Source organism: Rhizobium giardinii bv. giardinii H152 (assembly GCF_000379605.1).
GTDB classification, from domain to species: Bacteria; Pseudomonadota; Alphaproteobacteria; order Rhizobiales; family Rhizobiaceae; genus Pararhizobium; species Pararhizobium giardinii.
On record NZ_KB902691.1, the window covers coordinates 299,900 to 323,040 of the forward strand.

The 23,141-nt window shown below is 62.2% G+C and carries 21 protein-coding genes; 8 read left to right on the forward strand and 13 right to left on the reverse strand.

All coding sequences use genetic code 11. The annotated features are described in order from the left end of the window. Positions 1 to 131: 131 nt before the first annotated feature. Positions 132 to 902, reverse strand: coding sequence for a precorrin-6A synthase (deacetylating) (gene cobF / locus A3AY_RS0123040; RefSeq protein WP_018328049.1), 771 nt, complete (start codon positions 900 to 902; stop codon positions 132 to 134). Positions 903 to 1,252: 350 nt separating this feature from the next. Between cobF and A3AY_RS0123045 the strand changes: the two genes are divergently transcribed. The 3 genes from A3AY_RS0123045 to A3AY_RS0123055 all read left to right on the forward strand — a co-directional run bounded on the left by A3AY_RS0123045 (position 1,253) and on the right by A3AY_RS0123055 (position 5,377). Continuing rightward, positions 1,253 to 3,019 carry a type I secretion system permease/ATPase gene (locus A3AY_RS0123045; protein ID WP_018328050.1) on the forward strand — a complete coding sequence of 589 codons (1,767 nt, stop codon included), beginning with the start codon at positions 1,253 to 1,255 and terminating at the stop codon, positions 3,017 to 3,019. Positions 3,020 to 3,030: 11 nt separating this feature from the next. Then, on the forward strand, positions 3,031 to 4,344 hold the full coding sequence (locus tag A3AY_RS0123050) for an HlyD family type I secretion periplasmic adaptor subunit (protein ID WP_018328051.1): 1,314 nt from the start codon (positions 3,031 to 3,033) through the stop codon (positions 4,342 to 4,344). 124 nt (positions 4,345 to 4,468) lie between these two features. Next, positions 4,469 to 5,377, forward strand: coding sequence for a DMT family transporter (locus A3AY_RS0123055; protein WP_018328052.1), 909 nt, complete (start codon positions 4,469 to 4,471; stop codon positions 5,375 to 5,377). Here A3AY_RS0123055 and ung read toward each other — a convergent pair. Next, complete coding sequence (gene ung, locus A3AY_RS0123060; RefSeq protein ID WP_018328053.1) at positions 5,362 to 6,075, reverse strand: uracil-DNA glycosylase; 714 nt, start codon at positions 6,073 to 6,075, stop codon at positions 5,362 to 5,364. The genes A3AY_RS0123055 and ung overlap by 16 nt on opposite strands. A gap of 186 nt (positions 6,076 to 6,261) precedes the next feature. On the opposite strand from ung, the gene modA reads away from it, so the two are divergent. From modA to modC, 3 genes are all read left to right on the forward strand, one after another. After that, a complete protein-coding gene (gene modA, locus A3AY_RS0123065; protein ID WP_018328054.1) occupies positions 6,262 to 7,056 on the forward strand; it encodes a molybdate ABC transporter substrate-binding protein in 795 nt (264 codons plus the stop codon). A 66-nt stretch (positions 7,057 to 7,122) separates the two neighbouring features. After that, on the forward strand, positions 7,123 to 7,824 hold the full coding sequence (gene modB / locus A3AY_RS0123070) for a molybdate ABC transporter permease subunit (protein ID WP_018328055.1): 702 nt from the start codon (positions 7,123 to 7,125) through the stop codon (positions 7,822 to 7,824). Further along, on the forward strand, positions 7,821 to 8,888 hold the full coding sequence (modC, locus tag A3AY_RS0123075) for a molybdenum ABC transporter ATP-binding protein (protein WP_018328056.1): 1,068 nt from the start codon (positions 7,821 to 7,823) through the stop codon (positions 8,886 to 8,888). Before modB ends, modC begins: the two co-directional genes overlap by 4 nt. On the opposite strand, the gene A3AY_RS0123080 is transcribed toward modC, so the two are convergent. The 8 genes from A3AY_RS0123080 to A3AY_RS0123120 all read right to left on the reverse strand — a co-directional run bounded on the left by A3AY_RS0123080 (position 8,863) and on the right by A3AY_RS0123120 (position 16,585). Next, positions 8,863 to 9,267 carry a winged helix-turn-helix domain-containing protein gene (locus A3AY_RS0123080; protein WP_018328057.1) on the reverse strand — a complete coding sequence of 135 codons (405 nt, stop codon included), beginning with the start codon at positions 9,265 to 9,267 and terminating at the stop codon, positions 8,863 to 8,865. The two genes, modC and A3AY_RS0123080, sit on opposite strands and share 26 nt — an antisense overlap. Before the next feature lie 92 nt (positions 9,268 to 9,359). Beyond that, the gene (locus A3AY_RS0123085; RefSeq protein WP_018328058.1) at positions 9,360 to 10,097 is read right to left on the reverse strand and encodes an SDR family oxidoreductase; all 738 of its coding nucleotides are present in this window, start codon (positions 10,095 to 10,097) and stop codon (positions 9,360 to 9,362) included. A gap of 128 nt (positions 10,098 to 10,225) precedes the next feature. Continuing rightward, complete coding sequence (locus A3AY_RS0123090) at positions 10,226 to 11,293, reverse strand: ABC transporter ATP-binding protein (protein WP_018328059.1); 1,068 nt, start codon at positions 11,291 to 11,293, stop codon at positions 10,226 to 10,228. After that, a complete protein-coding gene (locus A3AY_RS0123095) occupies positions 11,290 to 12,117 on the reverse strand; it encodes a carbohydrate ABC transporter permease (protein ID WP_018328060.1) in 828 nt (275 codons plus the stop codon). Before A3AY_RS0123095 ends, A3AY_RS0123090 begins: the two co-directional genes overlap by 4 nt. Next, complete coding sequence (locus A3AY_RS0123100; RefSeq protein ID WP_026203732.1) at positions 12,114 to 13,016, reverse strand: carbohydrate ABC transporter permease; 903 nt, start codon at positions 13,014 to 13,016, stop codon at positions 12,114 to 12,116. The genes A3AY_RS0123095 and A3AY_RS0123100 overlap by 4 nt, the downstream gene beginning before the upstream one ends. A 284-nt stretch (positions 13,017 to 13,300) precedes the next feature. Next, positions 13,301 to 14,533 carry an ABC transporter substrate-binding protein gene (locus A3AY_RS0123110; RefSeq protein WP_026203734.1) on the reverse strand — a complete coding sequence of 411 codons (1,233 nt, stop codon included), beginning with the start codon at positions 14,531 to 14,533 and terminating at the stop codon, positions 13,301 to 13,303. A 110-nt stretch (positions 14,534 to 14,643) separates the two neighbouring features. Beyond that, positions 14,644 to 15,546 (reverse strand): sugar phosphate isomerase/epimerase family protein, encoded by a 903-nt coding sequence (locus tag A3AY_RS0123115; protein WP_018328063.1) that lies wholly within the window; start codon positions 15,544 to 15,546, stop codon positions 14,644 to 14,646. A 13-nt stretch (positions 15,547 to 15,559) separates the two neighbouring features. Further along, positions 15,560 to 16,585: a Gfo/Idh/MocA family protein gene (locus tag A3AY_RS0123120; protein ID WP_026203735.1), complete on the reverse strand. Its 1,026-nt coding sequence runs from the start codon at positions 16,583 to 16,585 to the stop codon at positions 15,560 to 15,562. Positions 16,586 to 16,723: 138 nt separating this feature from the next. Here A3AY_RS0123120 and A3AY_RS0123125 point away from each other — a divergent pair, with 138 nt between their 5' ends. Both A3AY_RS0123125 and A3AY_RS0123130 read left to right on the forward strand, forming a co-directional pair. Next, entirely contained in the window at positions 16,724 to 17,761 is a 1,038-nt protein-coding gene (locus tag A3AY_RS0123125) for a LacI family DNA-binding transcriptional regulator (protein WP_018328065.1), read from the forward strand. 103 nt (positions 17,762 to 17,864) lie between these two features. Then, positions 17,865 to 19,196 carry an NAD(P)/FAD-dependent oxidoreductase gene (locus A3AY_RS0123130; RefSeq protein ID WP_018328066.1) on the forward strand — a complete coding sequence of 444 codons (1,332 nt, stop codon included), beginning with the start codon at positions 17,865 to 17,867 and terminating at the stop codon, positions 19,194 to 19,196. 161 nt (positions 19,197 to 19,357) lie between these two features. Here the strand turns inward: A3AY_RS0123130 and purU are convergent, their stop codons facing one another. From purU to A3AY_RS0123145, 3 genes are all read right to left on the reverse strand, one after another. Beyond that, positions 19,358 to 20,242, reverse strand: coding sequence for a formyltetrahydrofolate deformylase (gene purU, locus A3AY_RS0123135; RefSeq protein WP_018328067.1), 885 nt, complete (start codon positions 20,240 to 20,242; stop codon positions 19,358 to 19,360). A gap of 160 nt (positions 20,243 to 20,402) precedes the next feature. Then, positions 20,403 to 21,710, reverse strand: a complete 1,308-nt coding sequence (glnT, locus tag A3AY_RS0123140; protein ID WP_018328068.1) for a type III glutamate--ammonia ligase — start codon at positions 21,708 to 21,710, stop codon at positions 20,403 to 20,405. Between the two features lie 92 nt (positions 21,711 to 21,802). Further along, positions 21,803 to 23,131: an FMN-binding glutamate synthase family protein gene (locus A3AY_RS0123145; protein ID WP_018328069.1), complete on the reverse strand. Its 1,329-nt coding sequence runs from the start codon at positions 23,129 to 23,131 to the stop codon at positions 21,803 to 21,805. Between the last annotated feature and the right edge of the window lie 10 nt (positions 23,132 to 23,141).

The following is a 23,141-nucleotide window of genomic DNA, read 5'->3' on the forward strand; positions in this document are numbered from 1 at the left end:
TTCCGTTTCATAGGCGCGGCCCGTTGCTTCAGATCGCCGATGCCTTCGGCCCCGTCCATATAGCATTCTACAGCAGGGACAAACCAGTCGCCATGCGACACGGCCAATAGCGGGATCGACCGCGCCAGCCGCTATTCCTCGAAATCCCGACCCTTTTGCAGGAGATAGATATCCATGATCCAGCCATGCCGTGCCCGCGCTTCCGCCCGGGTTTTCAGGATTTCGTCTTTCACGTCGGCGAGCCGGCCGGACATGACGATCTCCTGCGCCGTACCGAGATAGGCGCCCCAATAGATCCGCGCATCCGGATCCTCGATTTTCATGAAGGCCTGCTCGCCATCCAGCATGACGACTGCCGTCCCGGTTTTTTCTGGAAAGCTCTCCGCAAGCCGGCGCCCCGTGGTAATCTCCACCGGCTTGCCGACGAGATTGAGCGGTATCCGGTGACTGGCGGCGAGCGCCTGGATGCTGGTGATACCGGGAATGACGGAATAATCGAACGGCACGGTCTCCAGGGCGCGAACCCGCTCGATGATCCGGATCGTGCTGTCATAGAGCATCGGATCGCCCCAGACGAGAAAGGCGCCGGTCTCTGCGTCCTTCAATTCCTCGAGTAGCAGCCGCTGATACGCCTCGGCGATTGCCGCATGCCACTGATCGACGCTCTGGTGGTAGGAGCGCTCCGCCGTCTGACGGACCGGGACCGCGAACTCGACGACGCGGCTCTGCGGCCGCGTCACGTAACGCGAAACGATATCGCGGCGGATATCGGCAAGCTGCGCTTTCGCCTCGCCCTTCGTGGGGACGAACAGGACGTCGGCGCGGTTCAGCGCGTTGACCGCCTGAATGGTGATATGCTCCGGATTGCCGGTGCCGATACCCACGATCAGAACGTTTTTCATGCCCAAGCCTTTGCCACGCCGCGTCCCCGTCTTTGGCCGATTGGCCGGATTGAAGCAAGGGGCCTTGTTTTTTGGAGAGATATCCGCGCCACGGCGTGACGTATTTCAACCTCGGCTTAAGTATCCGATTATACAGAAGAAATATTTTTGAGAAACACAACGCGAAACATGGCAATATGCGGCGAGTTCCACTAAGAACGCGAAAATTTCATATATTTAGCGCAAAAAAGCCGGAAACGAACGCGCAAAAGCATGTTCCGACGCGACAGACCCACGGGGTCGTGCGACTTTAATTGTGGCACGCTGGTGCATTCCAATGAGGCGACAGACGTCTCGCGAGGACCTCTACAGTGAAACATTCGAAAAGTAACCAGAGCATCACCGATCCGATTCTCGCCTTGCGCGACTGCAAGAGTGCCTTCGTCGGCGTCTTCATTGCCAGCGCTCTGGTCAATATCCTCTACCTGACGGGCTCCTTCTTCATGCTGGAGGTCTATGACCGGGTACTGCCCAGCAGAAGCATCCCGACCCTTGTCGCGCTCTGCTTGCTGGCCCTGCTCCTCTATGCTTTCCAAGGTGCCTTCGAAATGGTGCGCGGCCGCATGTTCGTGCGCATTGCCGGCGCGCTCGATGAAGCCCTGAGCGGCCGCATCTATCGCGCCGTGGTTCAGGCCCCGTTGAAACTGCGCACCCAGGGTGACGGCCTGCAGGCATTGCGCGATTTCGACCAGATTCGCTCGTTCCTCTCCGGATCCGGCCCCGCAGCCTTCCTCGACCTGCCCTGGCTGCCGCTGTATATCGTCATCTGCTTCATGTTTCATTACTGGATCGGTACCGTCGCGGTCATCGGCTCGATTATCCTGATCACGCTGACGTTCTTCACCAACCGCGGCACCCAGGCGCCCTCGAAAAGGGCGGCTGAGGCCGGCAACCAGCGCAATGCCTTCGCGCAATCCTCTCAGCGCAATGCCGAGGTCATGCAGGCCATGGGCATGCTCGGCCGCATGTCGCAGCTCTGGGATCTTCGAAACACGACCTACCGGGAACAGAACCGCGAGACCTCCGACGTCGGCAATGGCTATGGCGTGCTGTCAAAGGTGTCGCGCATGGCGCTGCAATCCGCGGTGCTGGCAACCGGTGCGGTTCTCGTCATCGAGGGCTCGGCTTCGCCGGGCATCATTATCGCCGGTTCGATCCTGACGGCCCGCGCTCTCGCGCCTGTCGAACTGGCGATCGGCAACTGGCGCGGTTTTGTTTCCGCCTTGCAAAGCCGGCAAAGGCTGAAGGAGCTGCTGACCGCCCTGCCGGAACGCGACGCCCCGCTGGAACTGCCCGTGCCCAAGGAAAAACTGAGCGCCGAAAGTCTTGCCGGCGGCCCGCCCGGCGGGCAGCGCCTGACCTTCGCCGAAGTCAATTTCAGCGTGAAGGCCGGCAGCGCGCTCGGCGTCATCGGCCCGAGTGCCTCGGGCAAGTCTTCGCTCGCGCGCGCGCTGATCGGCATCTGGCCATCCTATCGGGGCTCTGTCCGGCTCGACGGGGCAGCGCTGGACCAGTGGGATAGCGACAGGCTCGGCCGTCATATCGGTTACCTGCCGCAAGATGTCGAACTGTTCTCAGGCACCGTGGCGCAGAACATCGCGCGGTTTGCGGCCGACGCCTCGGCCGAGGCCGTCGTGTCCGCGGCCCGCGCCGCGCGCGTCCACGATCTCATTCTCAAACTGCCGAACGGCTATGAAACCGAGATGGGCGAAGGCGGCACGGCGCTTTCCGCCGGCCAGCGCCAGCGTGTCGCGCTGGCGCGCGCGCTCTACGGTGACCCCTTCCTGGTGGTTCTGGACGAGCCGAACTCCAACCTCGACGCCGAGGGCGAACAGGCGCTCACCGAAGCGATCATGGGTGTGCGCGCCCGCGGCGGCATCGTCATCGTCGTCGCCCATCGGCCGAGCGCGCTTGCCGCCACCGATATGGTGTTGATGATGAGCGAGGGACGGATGCAGGCCTTCGGACCGAGGGATGAAGTGCTTGCGCAGATCCTGCGCAAGCAAAACCGCCCGCCACAAATTGCCGGCGCCGCCTCATTGAAAGTCGTGGGTGAAGGCCAGGAGTCCGCATCGTGACCGATACTTCCATGGAAACAAAACCGGTGAACTCCCGCCGTTCTCTCGCCCGGCACGTGACCGCCGTCTCGATCCTCGCCCTCGCCCTCGTCGTCGGCGTTGGCGGCTGGGCGGCGACGACCGAGCTGTCCAGCGCAATCGTGGCTTCCGGCACCGTCGTGGTCGAGAACAACGTCAAGAAAATCCAGCACCTGACCGGCGGCATCGTCGGCGAGGTCCTGGTAAAGGAAGGCGATAGCGTCAAGGCCGGGCAGACCCTGATCAAGCTCGATGGCACGACCGTTCGGGCCAATCTGTCGATCGTGCAGAACACGCTGGCGCAGTTTTATGCCCGTCGCGCCCGCCTGGTGGCCGAACAGACCAATGCTGCGGAGTTCAGCATTCCGGAAGACCTGAACGCGCTCACAGCGGGCTCAAGCACACCAGCCATCCTTCTCGAAGAAAGTGAACGCAAGCTGTTCATGAGCCGCAAGAGCGCGCTTGTCGGCATGAAAAGCCAGCTTGCGTCGCGCAAGAGCCAGCTGGCCGACGAAACCAAGGGCCTGACGGTACAGTTGGCAGCCATCGAGGATGCGCTGAAGCTGATCAATGAGGAACTGACGGGTCTCGACAAGCTTTATGGCCAGGGCCTGGTGTCCATGCAACGGCTGACCGAGCTCAAGCGCAACCGCGCCCAGCTTGAAGGCGACCGCGGTGCACGCATCGCCGCCCGGGCTCAGGCTGCCGGCAAATCCAGCGAGATCGACCTGCAGATTCTGCAGCTCGACGAGGACCGCCGCACCGAGATTGCCAAGGAACTGACCGACGTCGAGGGCAAGATCGCCGAGTATGAAGACCGCCGCATTGCCGCCCAGGACCAGCTGAAACGGCTCGATATCAGCTCGCCGCTGGATGGCCGGATCTACCAGCTCGCCGTCCATACCGTGAACGGCGTCATCAATCCGGGTGAAGTGTTGATGCTTGTCGTTCCTGGCGCAGACGGCCTCACGGTCGAGGCCAAGATCGCCACGCACGACATCGACCAGATACGTGTGGGGCAGCCGGTCGAAATCCGCTTCAGCGCCTTCAACCAGCGCACCACGCCGATCGTGGAGGCGGAAGTCGTGACCATCGCGCCGGACATTGTCACCGACCAGCGCACCGGCACCAGTTACTACCCGCTGCGTATCAAGCCCAAGGCGGACAGCCTTGCAAAGCTGAAGGGATTGACGCTCTATCCCGGCATGCCGTCGGAGGTCTTCATCAAGATCGCTGACCGCACCGTGATATCCTACCTGGCAAAGCCGCTGACCGAACAGCTGCAGCATACGTTCCGCGAGGAATAAGCTGCCGGCAGCACGCGCGGCGCAACGTCGCGCGTGCTGCCGGAAAACGCCGATTGGGAAATTCCTTGCTGCACTGCAAAAATTGCATGGCCGCCTGCGGCGCAACCGGTGTAAGACCGTACTCATGACTTCCAAGCGAACCGGCTACATCTTCGTCCTGCTGGCGATCTCGATATTCTCGATCCAGGACGCGCTTTCCAAGCATCTGGGCGGCCTCTACCCGCCCGTCCTGATCACGATGATCCGGTACTGGGCCTTTGCCACCTTTGCGATCGCGCTGGCATCGCGATCCCAGGGCGGCCTTTTGGCGGCCGCGAAAACCAAGCGACCGGTGCTGCAGATCCTGCGTGGCGTTCTGCTTGCACTCCAGATCGTCATCGTCATCTTTTCGTTTGCAACGGTCGGCCTTGCGCATTCGCAGGCGATCTTTTCCTCCGGGCCGCTTTTCGTCGCCCTTCTCTCCATGCCGCTTCTCGGAGAGCGTGTCGGCTGGCGGCGTTGGACGGCGATCATCATCGGCTTGCTGGGTGTATTGCTGATCCTGGAACCGGGCAGCGGCAGCTTTGATCTCAAGCTGCTGATCCCGCTCGCATCATCGCTGATCTTTGCGATCTACGTGATCTCGACGCGGCTCGTCAGCCGCGACGATACCGCCATGACAAGCTTCTTCTACACGGGGGTCGCCGGAGCCGTGGCGATCACCGCCGTCGGTCCGTTCTACTGGACGACACTTGCGGCGCAGGACTGGGTCTGGATGCTGATGCTCTGCATCACCGGAACGACCAGCCATTTTTTCCTGATCAAGGCCTATGAACTGCTCGACGCAGCCGAGGTCCAGCCGCTCACCTATCTCCAGCTTGTCTTCGCCTCGATCATCGGCGTCGTCGTCTTCGGCGAAACGATCGGCCTGAATGTGATTGCCGGATCGGTGATCGTCGTCTGCGCGGGGATTTTCACCGTCTGGCGCGAAAGCGTCGTTGCCCGCCGGAAGGCCAGGTCGCCGGAGCCACCGTCCTCTCAGACGCTGACCTGAGCCTGCGCCTCGGGATTGGCCGGCAACGCCCAGTCGATGGGCTCGCGCCCGTTGGCGACGAGAAAATCATTGGCCTTGGAAAAAGGCTTGCTGCCGAAGAAACCGTTATGGGCCGATAGCGGCGACGGGTGTGCCGAGCGGATCACGAGATGGCGCGACCGATCGACGAAGGCCGCCTTCTTCTGTGCATAGGATCCCCACAGGATGAAGACGACCGGATGAGGCTGCTCGTTGATCGCCCGGATGATCGCATCGGTGAACCGTTCCCAACCCTTGCCCTGGTGCGAAGCGGCCATGGCCCGCTCCACCGTCAGCACGCTGTTGAGGAGCAGCACACCCTGTCGCGCCCAGCTCTCCAGGAAACCATGGCGAGCGGGCGCAATACCGAGATCGTTTTGCAGTTCCTTGTAGATATTCACCAGCGACGGCGGAGAGCGCACGCCGGGTTTGACGCTGAACGACAGCCCATGCGCCTGCCCCTCCCCGTGATACGGGTCCTGGCCGAGGATGACGACCCGCACCGTCTCCAGCGGCGTCAGGTCCAAGGCTCGGAAATACTCCGCTCCCTTGGGGAAAATCTGTCTGCCGTTGCGTTTTTCCTCAAGCAGGAATGCCTTCAGCTCGGCCATATAGGAACTGGAGAATTCCGGCGCCAAAACCGTTTTCCAGCTTTCCTCAAGCGTCACACTCGATTCCATCGTCGTTTTCCGGCCTCTCTATGCTCGTCCCTCGGACGCTCCCGAATGTAACGGCAGAGTGGTTGATGGCAAGCATCAACGTCAAACAGCCGCCAATGACTTTCAATGTATTCATAGAAATATAACGCTGGCCATTCCTCCCAACCCGTTATATCTAGGGAAATATCTCGACCGCCAGGGAACCGCATGCGCACAGAACGTCGAACCTTGCTGAAATTTGTCACCGCCGCTGTCACCGCCCTCGGGGTGAGCGGAATGCCATTTGCCCAGCCGGCAGCCGCCGCCGAAAAAGTGACGGTCTTTGCCGCAGCCAGCCTGAAGAATGCGCTCGATGCCGTCAATGCCGCCTGGCAAAAGGAAGCCGGCAAGGAAGCGACCGTTTCCTATGCGGCAAGCTCGGCGCTCGCCAAGCAGATCGAAGCCGGCGCGCCGGCCGATGTCTTTATCTCCGCCGATCTGGCCTGGATGGACTACGTCGCCGAAAAGAAGCTGATCAAGCACGATACCCGCGCCAATCTGCTCGGCAACCGGATCGTGCTGGTGGCAGGCAGCAGGGATACGGCACCCGTCGATATCAAGCAGGGTTTCGACCTGAAGGGCCTGCTGGGCGACGAGAAACTTGCGATGGGCGCCGTCGATTCCGTTCCGGCCGGCAAATATGGCAAGGCCGCGCTTGAAAAGCTCGGCGTCTGGTCTGCCGTCGAAAAGAACGTGGCCGGCGCTGAAAACGTCCGCGCGGCGCTTCTGCTGGTGTCCAAGGGCGAAGCACCCTATGGCATCGTCTACAAGACGGACGCCGCCGCAGACAAAGGCGTGGCGATCGTCGGCACCTTCCCTGAAGACAGCCACCCGCCGATCGTCTACCCGATCGCGGTCACGGCAGAGAGCAGCAATCCGGATGCCGCCGCTTATCTGGAGTTCATCAAATCGGCAAAGGCCGCGGCGCTGTTCGAGGCCCAGGGCTTTACGATCCTGAAATAGGTAAGAGACGCTCCAGCCGCCAGAGGATGGAGCGCCTATCGTCTGCCACAAAGACGGGAGCGGCATTTGGACTGGCTGGTTTTGAGCGATGCGGAGTGGATGGCGATCCTTCTCAGCCTGCGCGTATCGTCTGTCGCCATGCTTGCCAGCCTGCCGTTTGCTATCGGAATTGCCTTGATCCTGGCGCGCGGCCGCTTCTGGGGAAAGGCCGTGCTCAACGGCATCGTTCATCTTCCCCTGGTTCTGCCGCCGGTGGTGACCGGCTTTCTGCTGCTGATCCTGTTTGGAAAACGCGGGCCGATCGGCGCATTTCTCGCCGAATATACCGGCATTGTCTTTTCCTTCCGCTGGACGGGAGCAGCGCTTGCCTGCGCCATCATGGCCTTTCCGCTGATGGTGCGCAGCATCCGGCTGTCGATCGAGGCGGTCGACCGCAGGCTCGAGCAGGCAGCGGCCACACTCGGCGCAGGACCCGTCTGGGTTTTCCTGACGGTCACGCTCCCGCTCGTCCTGCCCGGCATCATCGCCGGCATGATTCTCGCCTTTGCCAAGGCGATGGGCGAATTCGGCGCGACGATCACCTTCGTCTCCAACATTCCCGGCGAGACCCAGACGCTTTCCTCGGCGATCTATACCTTTACGCAGGTGCCCGGCGGCGATGCCGGCGCATTTCGCCTGACCATCATTTCCGTCGTGATATCCATGGCGGCGCTGATGATCTCGGAAATGCTGGCAAATCTCGCGGTGAAGAAGATGGACGCCGCATGAGCCTCGAGGTCGCTATCCGCCATCGTCTCGGCGCGTTTTCCGTGACGGCTGCGTTCTCTGCGGACAAGGGTGTCACCGCCCTCTTCGGCCGCTCCGGATCGGGCAAGACGTCGTTGATCAACATCATCGCCGGGTTGCTGCGCCCCGAAGACGGGCGGCTGACATTCAACGGCGATGTTCTCGTCGACAGCGAGGCCCGCATTTTTGTGCCGCCGCACAAACGCCGCTTCGGCTATGTCTTTCAGGAGGCGCGGCTTTTCCCCCACCTCAACGTCCGGCGTAATCTCGGCTACGGCCGCTGGTTCGCCCGGCACGCCGGTGAAGGAGCGGATTTCGACAGGATCGTCGATCTGCTCGGCATCGCAGCGCTGCTCAATCGCGCGCCGGCCAATCTTTCAGGCGGCGAAAAACAGCGCGTCGCCATCGGCCGGGCGTTGCTTTCAAGCCCGCGCCTGCTTTTGATGGACGAGCCGCTGGCCGCGCTCGACGAGGAGCGGAAAGCGGAGATCCTGCCCTATCTGGAGCGGTTGCGGGATGAAACGGCAATTCCGATCGTCTATGTCAGCCATTCGGTCGTCGAAGTCGCCCGGCTGGCCAACAGGGTCATCGTGCTCGAAAACGGCCGGATCAGCGCGTCCGGCGACGCGGCGACCATTTTGAGCGCGCCATCACCGGCGATCAGCCGCCGCGAGGCGGGCACGCTGATCGAAGGCACAGTTGAAACCAGCGATGTTTCGCACCAGATCACGATCGTTCGCGCCGGAACCCTGCGGATTCAAGTACCGCATCTGGAGGCGCCAGCGGGCAAGCCGGTGCGTCTGCACATCGCGGCCCGCGATGTCATGTTGGCCACCAGCCGGCCGGAGGGCCTGAGCGCGCTCAACATCCTGCCGGGCACGATCGTCGGGATCGGACAAGCGGAACATGGCATGGTCGATGTGCGTCTGGATTGCGGCGGCGTGACGATCCTGTCGCGGGTGACCACCCTGTCACGCGATCTGCTCCGCCTGCAGGCGGGCAAACCGGTTCATGCCGTCATCAAGAGCGTTGCGCTGGATCTGTGAGTTCACCGGCCGGCATCGCATGAGGATTGCGGTTGCTCTCCAGCCAGGCCAGCTCTTCAGAAAGCGCCCCCGCGGCCTTTGCCTCCATCGCCCGGAACCGGCGGATCAGCTCTTCTCCGAAAGGCGTGACGAGCGCGCCACCGCCCTGCTTTCCGCCGCGCTGCGACAAGACCGCATCTTGGCCGAACATCCCGTTGAGCGCACTGACCAGCAGCCAGGCCCGCCGATAGGACATGTCCATGGCGCGGCCCGCCGCCGAGATCGAGCCCGTCTCGCGAATGTGTTCCAAGAGCGCAATCTTGCCCCGGCCCAGCCGCTCTGCGTGAGGAAAATCGATCCTCAGGACGGGTTCGAGACTGGTGGGTTCCTTCGGTGTCATGCGATTGCTGCGCGCCTTCTCCGGATCGGCAGAGACTATAGCGCCCGTCTGCCGCTGTATAGCGGCCGTGCCTGCTGCAGCAGTACGCGGGGCTACAGGCTCATGCCACCATCGATGACGTGCACCTGCCCCGTCGTATAGTTGGAGACGTCGCTGCCGAGATAAACGGCAAGCGCCGCAATCTCTTCCGGCAGGCCGATGCGGCCCATCGGCTGGCGGGCGATGAAGGCGGCGCGGGCTTCCTCGTAGTTGCCTTGCGCCTTCATCCGCTCCTCGAGTGAGGGCGATTGCACCGTGCCGGGCGCGATCGCGTTGCAGCGGATGCCCTGCTTGATGTAATCGAGGGCGATCGACTTGGTGAGGCCGATAACGGCCGCCTTGCTGGCGGAATAGACGAAGCGGTTGGGCACACCCATCGGGACGCCCGCAACCGACGACATGTTGATGATCGAGCCGCCGCCGTTGTCGATCATGCCCGGCAGGACGGCCCGGATCAGCCGGAACATCGACTTGACGTTGAGATCGAAGGCGAGATCATAGTCCCGCTCACTGGCTTCGAGGATCGTTCCGGCATGCACCGTCCCGGCGCAGTTGAAAAGCACGTCGATGGTTCCGGTTTGCGCGGCAAAGGCCGAGATCGCGTCGGCATTCATGACATCGAGTTTCGCGACGTTCATGCCAAGGGCGGAAAGTTCGGCGAGTTTTTCCTCATTGACGTCCGTGGCCGTGACGATCGCCCCTTCGCGCTGGAACGCCTCGGCGGCAGCGCGGCCAATGCCCTGTGCTGCTGCCGTGATCACGGCGCGTTTGCCGGCCAGAAGTCCACTCATCTCATTCCTCCCTGTCGCGGCCATGGTCCGCATCCATTTGCCGACAGGGAATATCGCCGGGTCCCCGCTTGTCAAGGGCGACGAACGTATTTTTATACAGAAAAAACCAAATGCGGTTGATCCGGCCTTCAGACCCTCAATCCGGTTTCCGCATCGAAGATGTGCACGTCCGCGGGGCGGATGGACACATCGATGACGTCCCCGGCCCCGACGGGCCTGCGGGTCGTGTCGACAACCGTCACCTCCGTTGCCGTCGACGTGGTGATGTAGGTGGCGGAGCCGGTGGTCTCGACGATCCCGACCGGCAGACGGAAGACGCCTTGTCCCGGCTCGACGAAATGCAGGTGCTCGGGCCGCAGTCCCGCTGTCACCTTGCGGCCCGGCTGGAGCTGGCGATCCAGAGGGATGGTCTGCTTTTCGCCGATATCGACCGCCAGCGAGCGGCCATCCTCGCCGACCGTCGCAGGCACGAAGTTCATCGCCGGCGAGCCGATGAAGCCGGCGACGAATTTATTGGCCGGCCGGTCGTAGAGTTCCAGCGGCGCGCCCTGCTGCTCGATCACGCCGTCCTTCATCACCACCACATGGTCGGCCATCGTCATCGCCTCGATCTGATCGTGCGTGACATAGACCGACGTCGCGTGCAGCCGGTCGTGCAGGGTGCGGATTTCCTTGCGCATATGGACGCGCAGCGCCGCATCGAGATTGGACAGCGGCTCGTCGAACAGGAAGGCCTTGGGATGGCGGATGATGGCCCGGCTCATGGCGACGCGCTGGCGCTGGCCGCCGGAAAGTTCGCGCGGATAGCGACCGAGGAGATGCGAAAGCCCGGTGGTGGCCGCGACTTCCTCTGCCGCCTTTTTCGCCTCGGCCTTGGCGACACCGCGAATGCGCAGGCTGTAGGTCAGGTTCTGCTCGACCGTCATATGGGGGTAGAGCGCGTAGGACTGGAACACCATGGCGATGTCGCGCTTGCGCGGCGGCACGTTGTTCATCAGTTCGCCGGCGATCTTCAGGTCGCCGGTCGAAATGCTCTCAAGCCCGGCCAGCGAACGCAGCAACGTGGACTTGCCGCAGCCGGAAGGACCGACGAGCGCGACGAAGCTGCCCTTCTCGATGCTGAGGTCGATGTTCTTCAGCGCGTGGTAGGCGCCGTAATATTTGTTGACGCCCGAGAGTTCGATCTGCTTGGTCATTTGATGGCTCCCGAGGTAAGGCCGGAGACGATGCGCCGCTGCAGCAGCACGAAGATGGCGAGAATGGGGGTCACGTAGATCGTGGCGTAGGCCATGATGTTGTTCCATTCATTGGTGTTCGGGCCCATGAAGGAATTGAGGCCGACGCTGGCTGGCTGAAGCTCGATGTCCTGGATGATCGACTTGGAATAGACGAATTCGCCGAAGGCCTGCATGAAGATCAGGATGGCGCTCACCAATATGCCGTTGCGGGCAAGCGGCAGGACGATATGGAAGAAAGCGCCGACACGCGAATTGCCGTCGACCAGCGCCGCCTCCTCCAGTTCCATCGGCACGGCCATGAAGGTGGCGCGCACCAGGACAACGAAGAACGGCATGCTTTTCGCGGCGATCGCGATGATCACGGCAAGACGCGGATAGTCCAACATGCCGAGTTGCGAAAAGCCGACGAAGATCGGCGTGATCATCAGCGACGCCGGCAGGACCTGCAGCATCAGGATCAGGAACAATCCGATATCGACCCAGCCATTGCGGTAGCGCGCCAGCACATAGGCGCAGCCGACGCCGAGCACCGTGATCAGCACCACGGCTCCGGAGGCGATGATAAGCGAATTCCAGAGATAGCGTCCCATGCCGCGGCTTTCCCAGACGAAGGCATAGGTGCTCCACTGCGGCACCGACGGCCAGAAGGTCGGCGGCGTGGCGAACATCTCCGATCCGCTCTTCAGAGCGGTGATGTACATCCAGTAGAGCGGAAACAGATAGATCGCCGCCATGACGATTGCGATCAAAAGCATCAGGCGATTGCGGTTCGTCTCGGTCATCCGCGCACCTCGTGACGTGTCGAGCGGACATAGACGACCGAGGCGATCATGACGAAGATGATCATCAGGACGGAAATCGTCGCGCCCTTGGCAAAGGCGTACTGTCGGAAGGACTGCTCCCAGGCCCAGTATTGCGTGACGTTGGACGAATTGTTCGGCCCGCCGGAGGTGATCGCGGCAAAGAGGTCGAACTGCTGCAGCGTGAAGATCAGGCCAAGCGCGATGATGGCGCCGATGGTGGAGCGCATCATCGGCAGGGTGATGGTCCAGAAGCGCTGCCAGGCATTTGCGCCATCGAGTTCGGCGGCCTCGTAGAGATCGGCGGGGATACCGGAAAGACCGACCGAGAGAAGGATCATGTTGAAGGCAGTGCCGAGCCAGATATTGGCCAGGATGACGGCATAGAGCGAATAGTTCGGATCCGAGCGCCAGAAGATATTGCCTGAGATGACGCCACCTTCCCTCAGGATGAAGTTGAGCACACCGAAATCCCCCGACAGGATCCAGTTCCAGATGGCGCCGACGACGAGACCCGGCATCACCCAGGAGACGAGGAACAGGCCGCGCAACCAGGAGGCGCCGGGAAAATTGACCCAGAAGAACAGCGCCAGCCCAAAGCCGATGAGGAACTGCCCGGCGATCGAGCCGGCGACGAAGATCGCCGTATTGGCAAGGATCGGCAGCGTTTCCGGCTGCGCGAAAAGGTCGCGATAGTTCTTCAAGCCGACAAAGGGGCGCATCAGCGTGCCGAGGCTGAACATGTCGACCTCCTGAAAGCTCATCAACACGTTGTAGAGCAGCGGCAGGCCCGCCATCAGGAACAGGAAACCGAGCGGAAAGGCGACCAGCACGATATCGAAACCGCGGCCGTCCCTGACACTGGAAAGAAGCCTCTTAATCGGGCCTCCGACGTCCCGAACGGGGTTGCCGGGCGCTTGCGCGGCAGGCAACCCCTTCCGGGAGGAAATGCTGGACGGCGCGTCCGCCATCCGGTTCAACCTCTCCCCGGCGGGGAGAAGGCGGCCCGAGGGGCCGGATGAGGGAGAGTGCGGCATAGCTGTCCTCGCTTGTGCTCGGGGCAGTCGCGTCGACCGACGCTCACATCCCCTCATCGTCTCGCTCTTCTCGGCTCTTCTCCCCGCCGGGGAGAAGAGCAACAAGAGCCGCTTCATCGCCCGTCAGATCAGCCCAGGACAGCCTTGATCTTTTCGGCGGCCTGATCAAGCGCGTCCTTCGGGCTCGCCTGGCCGGTCAAGGCGGCCTGAATGGCATCCTGGATCGCCTTGGAGATCTTCGGCCATTCCGGATGCGGGCCGCGGGGCTTTGCATATTTCAACTGTTCGAGGAACACCTTGAGGGCCGCGTCCTTGAGCGGCTGGCCGGTCTCGGGGATCGAGATGTCGGAGCGGGCCGGAAGCTGGCCGTAGTTCTTGAACATCTTGTCGTCCTGCGAGGCGAAGAATTCGAGCGCCTTGAAGGCCTCTGCCGGATGCTTGGACGAAGCGAAAATCGCCCAGTTGAAGTCGCCCATGGCCGAGGAGCGTTCGGCGCCTTCCTTCGGCACCGGAAGCAGCGTCACGCCCCAGTCGAACTTCGCCTCCTGCGTCATGCGGTCGAGTTCCCACGGGCCCGAGATCGCCATGGCGGCATTCCCGGAATTGAAGGTACCGGTCGAATCCCACTGACCGCGCGTCAGCGTATCGGGCGAAGCGAGCTTTTCATCGATGATCGTCTTCCAGATTTCGAGCGCTTTTACTGCGCCCTCGGCATTGATGTTCTCATAGCTGCCGCCACCCATCTGCGCCCAGGGCAGGAACTGGAAGGTGCCCTCCTCGTTGGCCTTGGCCGAAAACGCGAGGCCATAGACGTTGGCAGCAGGATCGGTCAGCTTGCGCGCCGCATCCACCAGTTCGTCCCAGGTCTGTGGCGGCTTGCTGGGATCAAGCCCCTTCACCTTGAACATGTCCTTGTTGTAGTAAAGCGCGATGGTGTTGGTGGCCTTCGGCACACCGTAATATTTGCCGTCCCACTCGACCGATTTCAGCGGCCCGGGGAAATAGTTCTCCGGCTTGATGACGGTCGATTTGGAGATCATGTCGGTGAGATCGAGAAAGGCGCCGCGCGACGAAAACAGCGCGTGTTCCGGATTGTCGATGGCAATGATGTCCGGCGCCTGGCCCGTCGAATAGGCGCGCATGGCCTCGCTGACGACATCATCGAACTGGATCTGCCGGTACTCTATCTGGATGCCGTTGTTGAGCTTGTTGAACTCGGCCACCAGATTTGGCGCCGGCTGAATATCACGGTCGAGCGACCAGACGGTCAATTTCACGTCTTCCGCCTTGGCGGACAGGCCAAACAGCGACACGCCTGCAAGCGCCAGCGCGCCAATGACTGCATATTTGCGGATACCCATCGTTTCCTCCTGTTGGTTATCCATTGTCGGCCGTCATCCTCCATGCCGGCCTTCTTCAGTCCATTCCAGTCAGTTCAGACCCGCCTGACTGGTCAGGCCGGCCTGATCAATCAGGCGGGATCGACGACGAAGTCGCCGCCCCGGCAAGCCTTCAGATAGTTGAGGCCATGCACCTGGCCGGTCATTTCCAGCTGATCGCGATAGACCGGGTCGTGCCAGCCCTCGATGTCGATGGAACCGGACCAGCCGGCAAGGCGCAGTTCGGAAATGACATCCGTCCAATTGGTGTCGCCGAAGCCCGGCGTGCGCATGAAGACGAATTTCTCCTTGCCGAAAATGCCGTGCTCGCGGATGACGTCCCAGCGGATCGTCGCGTCCTTGCCGTGCACATGGAAAATCTTGTGTGCCCATTTGCGGATCTGCGGGATGGGCTCGATCAGATAGACCATCTGGTGGCAGGGCTCCCATTCAAGACCGATGTGATCGTCCGGCGTTTCGTTGAAGATCAGCTCCCAGGCGTCCGGATTGTGGGCAATGTTCCAGTCGCCCGTCGCCCAGTTGCCATCCATGGCGCAGTTTTCAAAGGCAATCCTGATGCCCTTGTCGGCGGCGCGCTTGGCAAGTTCGCTCCACACCTCCTTGTAGCGCGGCAGGCTGTCAGTCAGCGGTTTGTTGCGAATTCTTCCCGTAAAGCCGGCGACGCAGGTGGCGCCAAAATGGTGGGCGTTGTCGATGCAGTCTTTCCAGCCCTGCAGCGTGTCGCGATCGATATCCGTCGTCTCCAGGGGGTTGCCGAACATGCCGAGCGTCGAGATAGTGATGTCGCGGTCGCCGATCGCCTCGACACAGCGCTTGCCGAGATCGGCGAGATTCTGGCCGTTGGTCGTCTGCCAGAAGAAGGGCTCGAAGCTTTCGAAGCCCATTCCGGCAATCTCGCCGATGCGTGTCGCAGCCTTGCCGCCGGATGCGCTGATCATGGTGCCGATGCGAATGGCTTTTGCCGGATTGCTCATCAAGGGGTCCTGTTCATAGGGTCACGCGCTGCCGGGTGCGGGCGCTTTCGATCGCCGCAAACACCATGGCAAGGCTGTTGATATTGTCGTTGCTTGCCGTTTCCGGCGTGCGGCCGGTTTTGATGGCGGTGAGGAAGTCGGCGATGACGCTGGCATGGCCATGGGTCTCGGCCACGTTTGCGGGCTCCGGGACAAGGACGCTATCGACCGGCCGAAGAAACCCTTCCGTGCCTGATACCCTGTGTGCCTGAAAATCCTCGGCACCATCCCAGAGCAGCGTGCCCTGCGTGCCGATGATCCGCCACCGGCTTTCCCAGCTGGTATTGGCACCTTCGGCACACCACGAGCCGCGATAGGTGAAGGTGACGTCGTCGGAAAACTCGAAAATCGCATTGGCCGCTGCCCCATGCGCATACCACGAGCCGCGCGGGTTGCTTTCGTGGCAATAGACCGCGACCGGCGCCTTGTCGGCGACGAAGCGGGCGGCGTCGAAGGTGTGGATCGCCATGTCGAGCAAGAGCACATTGTCCATCTCTTCACGGAAACCGCCGAAATGCGCGCCGATGAAGAAATCGCAATGGATGGCGGTGAGCTCGCCGAGCGCGCCGCTTTCGACAAGCCGGCGGATGCGACGGATGCCCGCGATGAAGCGCCGGTTCTGGACAATGGCATGGACTTTGCCGGCAGCAGCAGCCTGGGCGATCATTGCCCGCCCCTCCTGGATCGAGGAAGCCATCGGCTTCTCGCTCAGCACGTGGCATCCATGCGCCAGAGCGGTCGCAACGACGTGGTGACGGGCGGACGGAATGACCACATCGAAAACCACGTCTGCCGCTGTTTCGGCAAGCACGGCTGCGAGGTCGGAACCAATGACTGCGTCCGTCAGACCGAACTCTCCGGCAAGCGACTTAGCGGCCGCCGGATTGACGTCGACAAGGCCAACGACCTCGACCTCCGCTCTGATGTCAGGGGTATCCGCGACCGCCTTCAGCCAACCTCTGGCCATAGCTCCGCACCCGCACAAAACTGCACGCAAAATGGGATTCTCCTCCGGAAAGTCTACGGTTTTCGCTCCTTTTCGCCAACCGTAAACGTTTACGGTACTATGATCGAATTTTGAAACGTGTCAATAGATGGAAATCGGGCACACCGGATTCTCAAGTTGAAAGCGGGTGGAATGACAGGCATACGCAGGCTCGCGCAGCATCTGGACATTTCGATCGGAACCGTTTCCCGCGCCCTGAACGGACGTCCGGACGTCAACGAAGAAACCCGCAAAAGAGTACTCGAAGCGGCCGCAGAACTCGGCTATGTGCCCAACCAGTCCGGCCGCAGCCTGCGCCAGGGCACGACCAACATCATCGGCTTCATGATGCAGACCGGCGCCGAAATCACCGGTCAGGGCGACACCTTCTTCATGAGCGTCTTCGACGGCGTCCAGACGGTCTTTGCCCGCCACCGCCTCGATCTCGTCGCCCTCCTCTGTTCATCGCAGGAGGACCCGGACGACTATCTCCGGCGCGTCGTCGCCCGCGGTTTCGCCGACGGGCTCATCCTTTCGGCTACCCAACGGCACGACCCACGTCTGGAATTTCTCGCCAAGCGCAAGATCCCCTTCGCCACGCTCGGGCGCAGCCTCACGGATGTCGGCCAGCCATGGCTCGATCTTGATTTCGAAGGCATGGCCCAGACTGCGATCGACAGGCTGGTCGAAAGAGGCCATCAGCGGATCGCCGTGACGAGGCCGCATGACGACGTCAACCTCGGCTATATCTTCGTCGATCAGGCCGCCAGCGCGCTTGAAGCCCACGGCCTTTTTCTCGACCCCGATCTCATCTTCCGCTCGACACCCAACGAGGCAGGCGGCTACCGGATCGCGCGCGAGCTTTTGTCGAAGAAGGACCGGCCGACGGCAATATTGCTGGTCAACGAGAGCATCGCGATCGGATTTTACCGCGGATTGAGCGAAGCCGGCCTGAAGCCGGGGCGCGATATAGCGGTGATTGGCCGCCACAGCCCGCAGACGCATTTCCTGTCGCCCAGCCTTACCGGCTTCGAACTCTCGCGGCGTGATCTCGGCATCGCCCTGGCGGAAGCGCTGCTGGCAACCATGCCGGCCTTCAGCCATTTTTACCCGAATGCGGAACTGCGCAAGATCTGGCATGAAGAGCTGATTGAAGGCGAAAGCGATGCCTTCCTGTTGCCTCATGGTTGATCGGCACCCGAGCCGCAGCAACGGCCATTCTTCGCGACTTGAACACCGGCAGTATCCGGTGCAGAGCAGGAAGGCCCACCTCTGACACTGGAAAACAGCCCACATGCCAGGCCCCGTGCTCGACCCGATTGAAACCGATCACATCCTGCCGAAAAAAGCCGGCGTCGTCGTCATCGGCGGCGGCATCATCGGCACAAGCACGGCGCTGTTCCTTGCCGAACGCGGCGTCGACGTCGTGCTCTGCGAGAAGGGCGCGCTCGGCGGCGAGCAATCCAGCCGCAACTGGGGCTGGGTCCGGGTCATGGGCCGCGACCGGCGGGAAATTCCGCTGGCGATCGAATCCCTGAAAATCTGGGATGGATTGGACGCACGGGTCAGCGGCCAGACCGGGTTTCGCCGTTCCGGAATTCTCTATATCTCGCAAACCGAGACCGATATCGCCAATCGCGACGCCTGGTTGAAACTTGCGCAGGCGCATGGGCTGGACACGCGCCAGATCGGCCCCGACGAGACAGCGGCCGTGATGCTCGGCTCCGGGCAGCGATACAAGGGCGCGCTCTACACGCCAAGCGACGGCCGCGCCGAACCGCAAAAGGCCGTGCCGGCGATCGCGGCGGGCGCGCGCCGGGCCGGTGCCCGCATCCTGACAGGCTGCGCCGTCCGCGGCATCGAAAGGAACGCCGGCCGGGTCAGCGCCGTCATTACCGAGAAGGGCCGCATCGAGACATCCGCCGTCGTGCTTGCCGGCGGCGCCTGGTCGCGGCTGTTCTGCAAGGGTCTCGGCATCCGGCTGCCGCAACTGAAAGTGCGCAACTCGGTGCTGCGCACCGGCGCGGTGAACCGGGGGCCGGATGGCGCGGGCGCCACAGCCACCTTTGCCTATCGGAAACGGCTGGACGGCGGCTACACGATCGCCAATGGCGGCATCAACATGCATGCGCTGGTGCCGGACAGTTTTGCCTTCTTCCGCGAGTTCCAACCCGCCAGGAAAGCCGAGGGCGACGCGGTGCAGCTCAGTCTCAGCGCTCGAAGCTGGCAGGAACTGTTCGAAATCGCCGCAGTCTCCCTCGACCGGCCCGGCGCATTCGAGCGGCATCGGATACTCGATCCGAAACCGGATGGCAGAGCCGCCTTGAACGCGCTGCGGGCGGCCACGGAAGCCCTGCCGGTGCTGCGCGATGCGAAAGTGGAACAGGTCTGGGCCGGCCTGATCGACGTGACGCCGGATGCGGTGCCGGTCATCTCCACGCTCGACGGTCTTCCCGGACTGGTCATTGCGACGGGATTTTCAGGTCATGGCTTCGGCATCGGCCCGGGCGCGGGGCACCTCACTGCCGATCTGGTCACGGGCAACACACCGATCGTCGATCCCGCACCCTTTCGCTTCTCCCGCTTTTCCGACGGCACCCCGATCGAAATTGCGCCGCGGGTCTGATCGTCGGCGCGTAGATGCGGTCAGAGCTTGAGGATATCGGCGGCGGTCGGCATGACCTGTCGCCGGGGCGGCCCTTCGCTGCGCCACAAACAAAAAACCCCGGTGGCGTGACGCCACCGGGGATTCGATATTCCAGCGATGTCGGCGGGAGAAAAGTTGGATCAGCCCATGCGCTCCGAAGCGAAGGAGCCCGGGCTTGCCGGGAAGACGACGGTGCGGTTGCCGTTGATGAAGGTGCGGTGATGGATATGCGCGTGCACGGCGCGTGCCAGCACCTGGCTTTCGACGTCGCGACCGATCGAAACGTAGTCTTCGGCCGATTGCGCATGGGTGATGCGGGCGATGTCCTGCTCGATGATCGGACCTTCGTCGAGATCCGCGGTAACATAGTGCGCCGTCGCGCCGATCAGCTTCACGCCGCGCTCATAGGCCTGCTTGTAGGGATTAGCGCCCTTGAATGACGGCAGGAAGGAGTGGTGGATGTTGATGATCTGGCCGGACATCTTCTGGCAAATTGCATCGGACAGGATCTGCATGTAGCGGGCCAGTACGATCAGCTCCGTACCGGTCTGCTCGACCACGTCCATCATGCGGGCCTCGGCCTGGGCCTTGTTGGCCTTGGTGACCGGAATGTGATGGAATGGGATATCGTGGTTGACGACGACCTTCTGGTAGTCGAAGTGGTTGGAAATGACGCCGACGATGTCGATCGGCAGGGCACCGATCTTCCAGCGATAGAGCAGATCGTTGAGGCAATGGCCGAACCGCGACACCATCAAAAGCACCTTCATGCGATGTTCGCTATCACGAATGTCGGCGACCATACCGAAGCGGGACTTCACCGCCTCGAAACCGGCCGTCAGCTTTTCGAGCGAAGCACCTTCCTGGCTGATGAAGGTCAGGCGCATGAAGAACAGGCCGGTCTCCATGTCATCGAACTGCGAGCTGTCGGTGATGTAGCAGCCCTCCTCCGCAAGGTAACCGGTGATCGCCGCAACAATGCCGCGGGTGGATTTGCAGGAAACAGTCAGCACATAGCTTTTCATCGGTATCGATCTCTTGGCTCGAGGTATTGGCTGGCCCTCCCGGCCAACGTTGTGGAGCGGAAGCTAGCGCGGCGTCGGCCTGCCCGTCCATCCGTTTAGCGACATCGGATAGCAGGAACAGGCCATGCCGTCTCTTCTGATCTTCGCAGAAGCCTGACAGTCAGATGTCTAGCGTCGTCTGCCGCTCCCATTCGCTGAAATGGGAGGTGTAGGTATTCCATTCCTGGTGCTTGAGTTTCAGGTAGGCGCTGGAGAAGCTCTTTCCGAGCGCGACTTTCAGCTCCTCGTCCTTGTCGTATTCGCGCAGCGCATCGAGCAGGTTGAGCGGCAGCTTGGGCGCGTCGGTGACGGTGTGGCCTTCCCTGTACATGTCGATGTCGTAGTGACGGCCAGGATCGGCATTGTGCCGGATGCCGTTGAGACCGGCGGCAATAATGATCGCCTGCAGCAGATAGGGATTGACCGCACCATCCGGCAGACGCAATTCGAACCGGCCCGGGCCGGGGACGCGAACCATGTGGGTGCGGTTGTTGCCGGTCCACGTCACCGTATTCGGCGCCCAGGTCGCGCCGGAAATCGTGCGCGGCGCGTTGATGCGCTTGTAGGAATTGACCGTCGGATTGGTGATGGCCGCCAGCGCCGAGGCGTGCTTCATGATGCCGCCCAGGAAGGTCTTGCCCTTGGCGGAAAGGCCGAACGGCATCTCCTTGTCGGCGAAAGCATTGGTCTTGCCCTCCAGATCCCAGACCGAGATATGGGCGTGGCAACCGTTGCCGGTAAGGCCCTTGAAGGGCTTGGGCATGAAGGTTGCCCGAAGACCGTGCTTCTCGGCGACCGACTTCACCATGAACTTGAAGAAGGAGTGCTTGTCGGCCGTCTGCAGCGCATCGTCATATTCCCAGTTCATCTCGAACTGGCCGTTCGCATCCTCGTGGTCGTTCTGGTAGGGCTTCCAGCCGAGTTCAAGCATGTAGTCGCAGATTTCGGCGATGACGTCGTAGCGGCGCATGACGGCCTGCTGGTCGTAGCAAGGTTTCTCGGCGGTATCGAACTCGTCGGAAATCTTCGACCCGTCCGGAGAGATCAGGAAGAATTCCGGTTCGACGCCGGTCTTGACGCGAAGGCCCTCCGAAGCGGCTTCGGCGACCAGCCTTTTGAGAACGACGCGCGGCGCCTGTTCCACCGGCTGGTCCTCCATGACGCAGTCGGCGGCGACCCAGGCGACGTCTTTCTTCCACGGAAGCTGGATGACGGAGGAAGCGTCCGGCAGCGCAAAGAGATCCGGGTGTGCGGGGGTAAGGTCGAGCCAGGTGGCGAAGCCGGCAAAGCCAGCACCGTCCTTCTGCATGTCGGCGATGGCTTCCGCCGGAACCAGCTTGGCCCGCTGGCCGCCGAACAGGTCGGTGTAGCTGATCATGAAATATTTGATGCCGCGGTCCTTGGCAAAGCTTGCAAGATCGAGTGTCACTGTGTTCCCCTTTGGATTATCAGACACTTTTTCATGGAGTAGGCCGCCGCCTGGCTTGGGAGATCAGACGACGGCCATTTGGGTTTTGAGGGTCAGAACCCTCCCTTGCCCGGGATCCAGCTCGTGCCGGCAAGCGGCACCTGCGCCATGGCGGATGCCTCGAGCGTCAGCGCGACCAGATCCTCCGGTTCCAGATTGTGCAGGTGGTTCTTGCCGCAGGCGCGCGCGATGGTCTGCGCCTCCAGCGTCATCACCTTTAGATAGTTGGCAAGACGGCGGCCGGCCGCGATCGGATCGAGGCGCTTCATCAGTTCCGGGTCCTGCGTCGTGATGCCGGCCGGGTCCTTGCCCTCATGCCAGTCGTCATAGGCGCCGGCCGTCGTACCGAGCTTCTGATATTCCTCTTCCCAATGCGGATCGTTGTCGCCGATGGCAACGAGCGCCGCCGTGCCGATGGCAACCGCATCGGCGCCGAGCGCCAGGGCCTTGGCCACATCGGCGCCCGAGCGCACCCCGCCCGAGATGATCAGCTGCACCTTGCGGTGCATGCCAAGGTCCTGCAGCGCCTGAACGGCGGGACGGATGCAGGCGAGCGTCGGCATGCCGACATTTTCGATAAAGACGTCCTGCGTCGCCGCTGTGCCGCCCTGCATGCCGTCAAGCACGACCACGTCGGCGCCGGCCTTCACCGCAAGCGCCGTGTCGTAATAAGGTCGCGCGCCGCCGACCTTCACATAGATCGGCTTTTCCCAATCGGTGATTTCGCGCAGTTCGAGGATCTTGATTTCCAGATCGTCCGGACCGGTCCAGTCGGGATGGCGGCAGGCCGAGCGCTGGTCGATGCCCTTCGGCAGATTGCGCATGTTGGCGACGCGGTCGGAAATCTTCTGGCCGAGCAGCATGCCGCCGCCGCCGGGCTTGGCGCCCTGGCCAACCACGACTTCGATCGCATCGGCGCGGCGCAGGTCCTTCGGGTTCATGCCATAGCGCGACGGAAGATACTGATAGACGAGCGTCTGGCTGTGGCCGCGCTCTTCGTCCGTCATGCCGCCGTCGCCAGTGGTGGTCGAGGTTCCGGCGATGGTCGCGCCGCGCCCGAGCGCCTCTTTGGCGTTGCCGGAAAGGGCACCGAAGCTCATGCCGGCAATGGTGATCGGCGTCTTCAGCGTAATCGGCCTCTTGGCGAAGCGCGACCCCAGAACGACGGTCGTGTCGCATTTCTCGCGATAGCCCTCGAGCGGATAGCGCGAGATCGAGGCACCGAGGAACAAGAGGTCGTCGAAATGCGGCACCTTGCGCTTGGTGCCGGCGCCGCGGATGTCGTAGATGCCGGTTGCCGCCGCCCGGCGGATTTCGGCCAGCGTATAGTCGTCGAAGGTCGCTGACTTGCGCGGCGGGGTATACGGGTTGTGATAGCTCATCTCTCTGTCC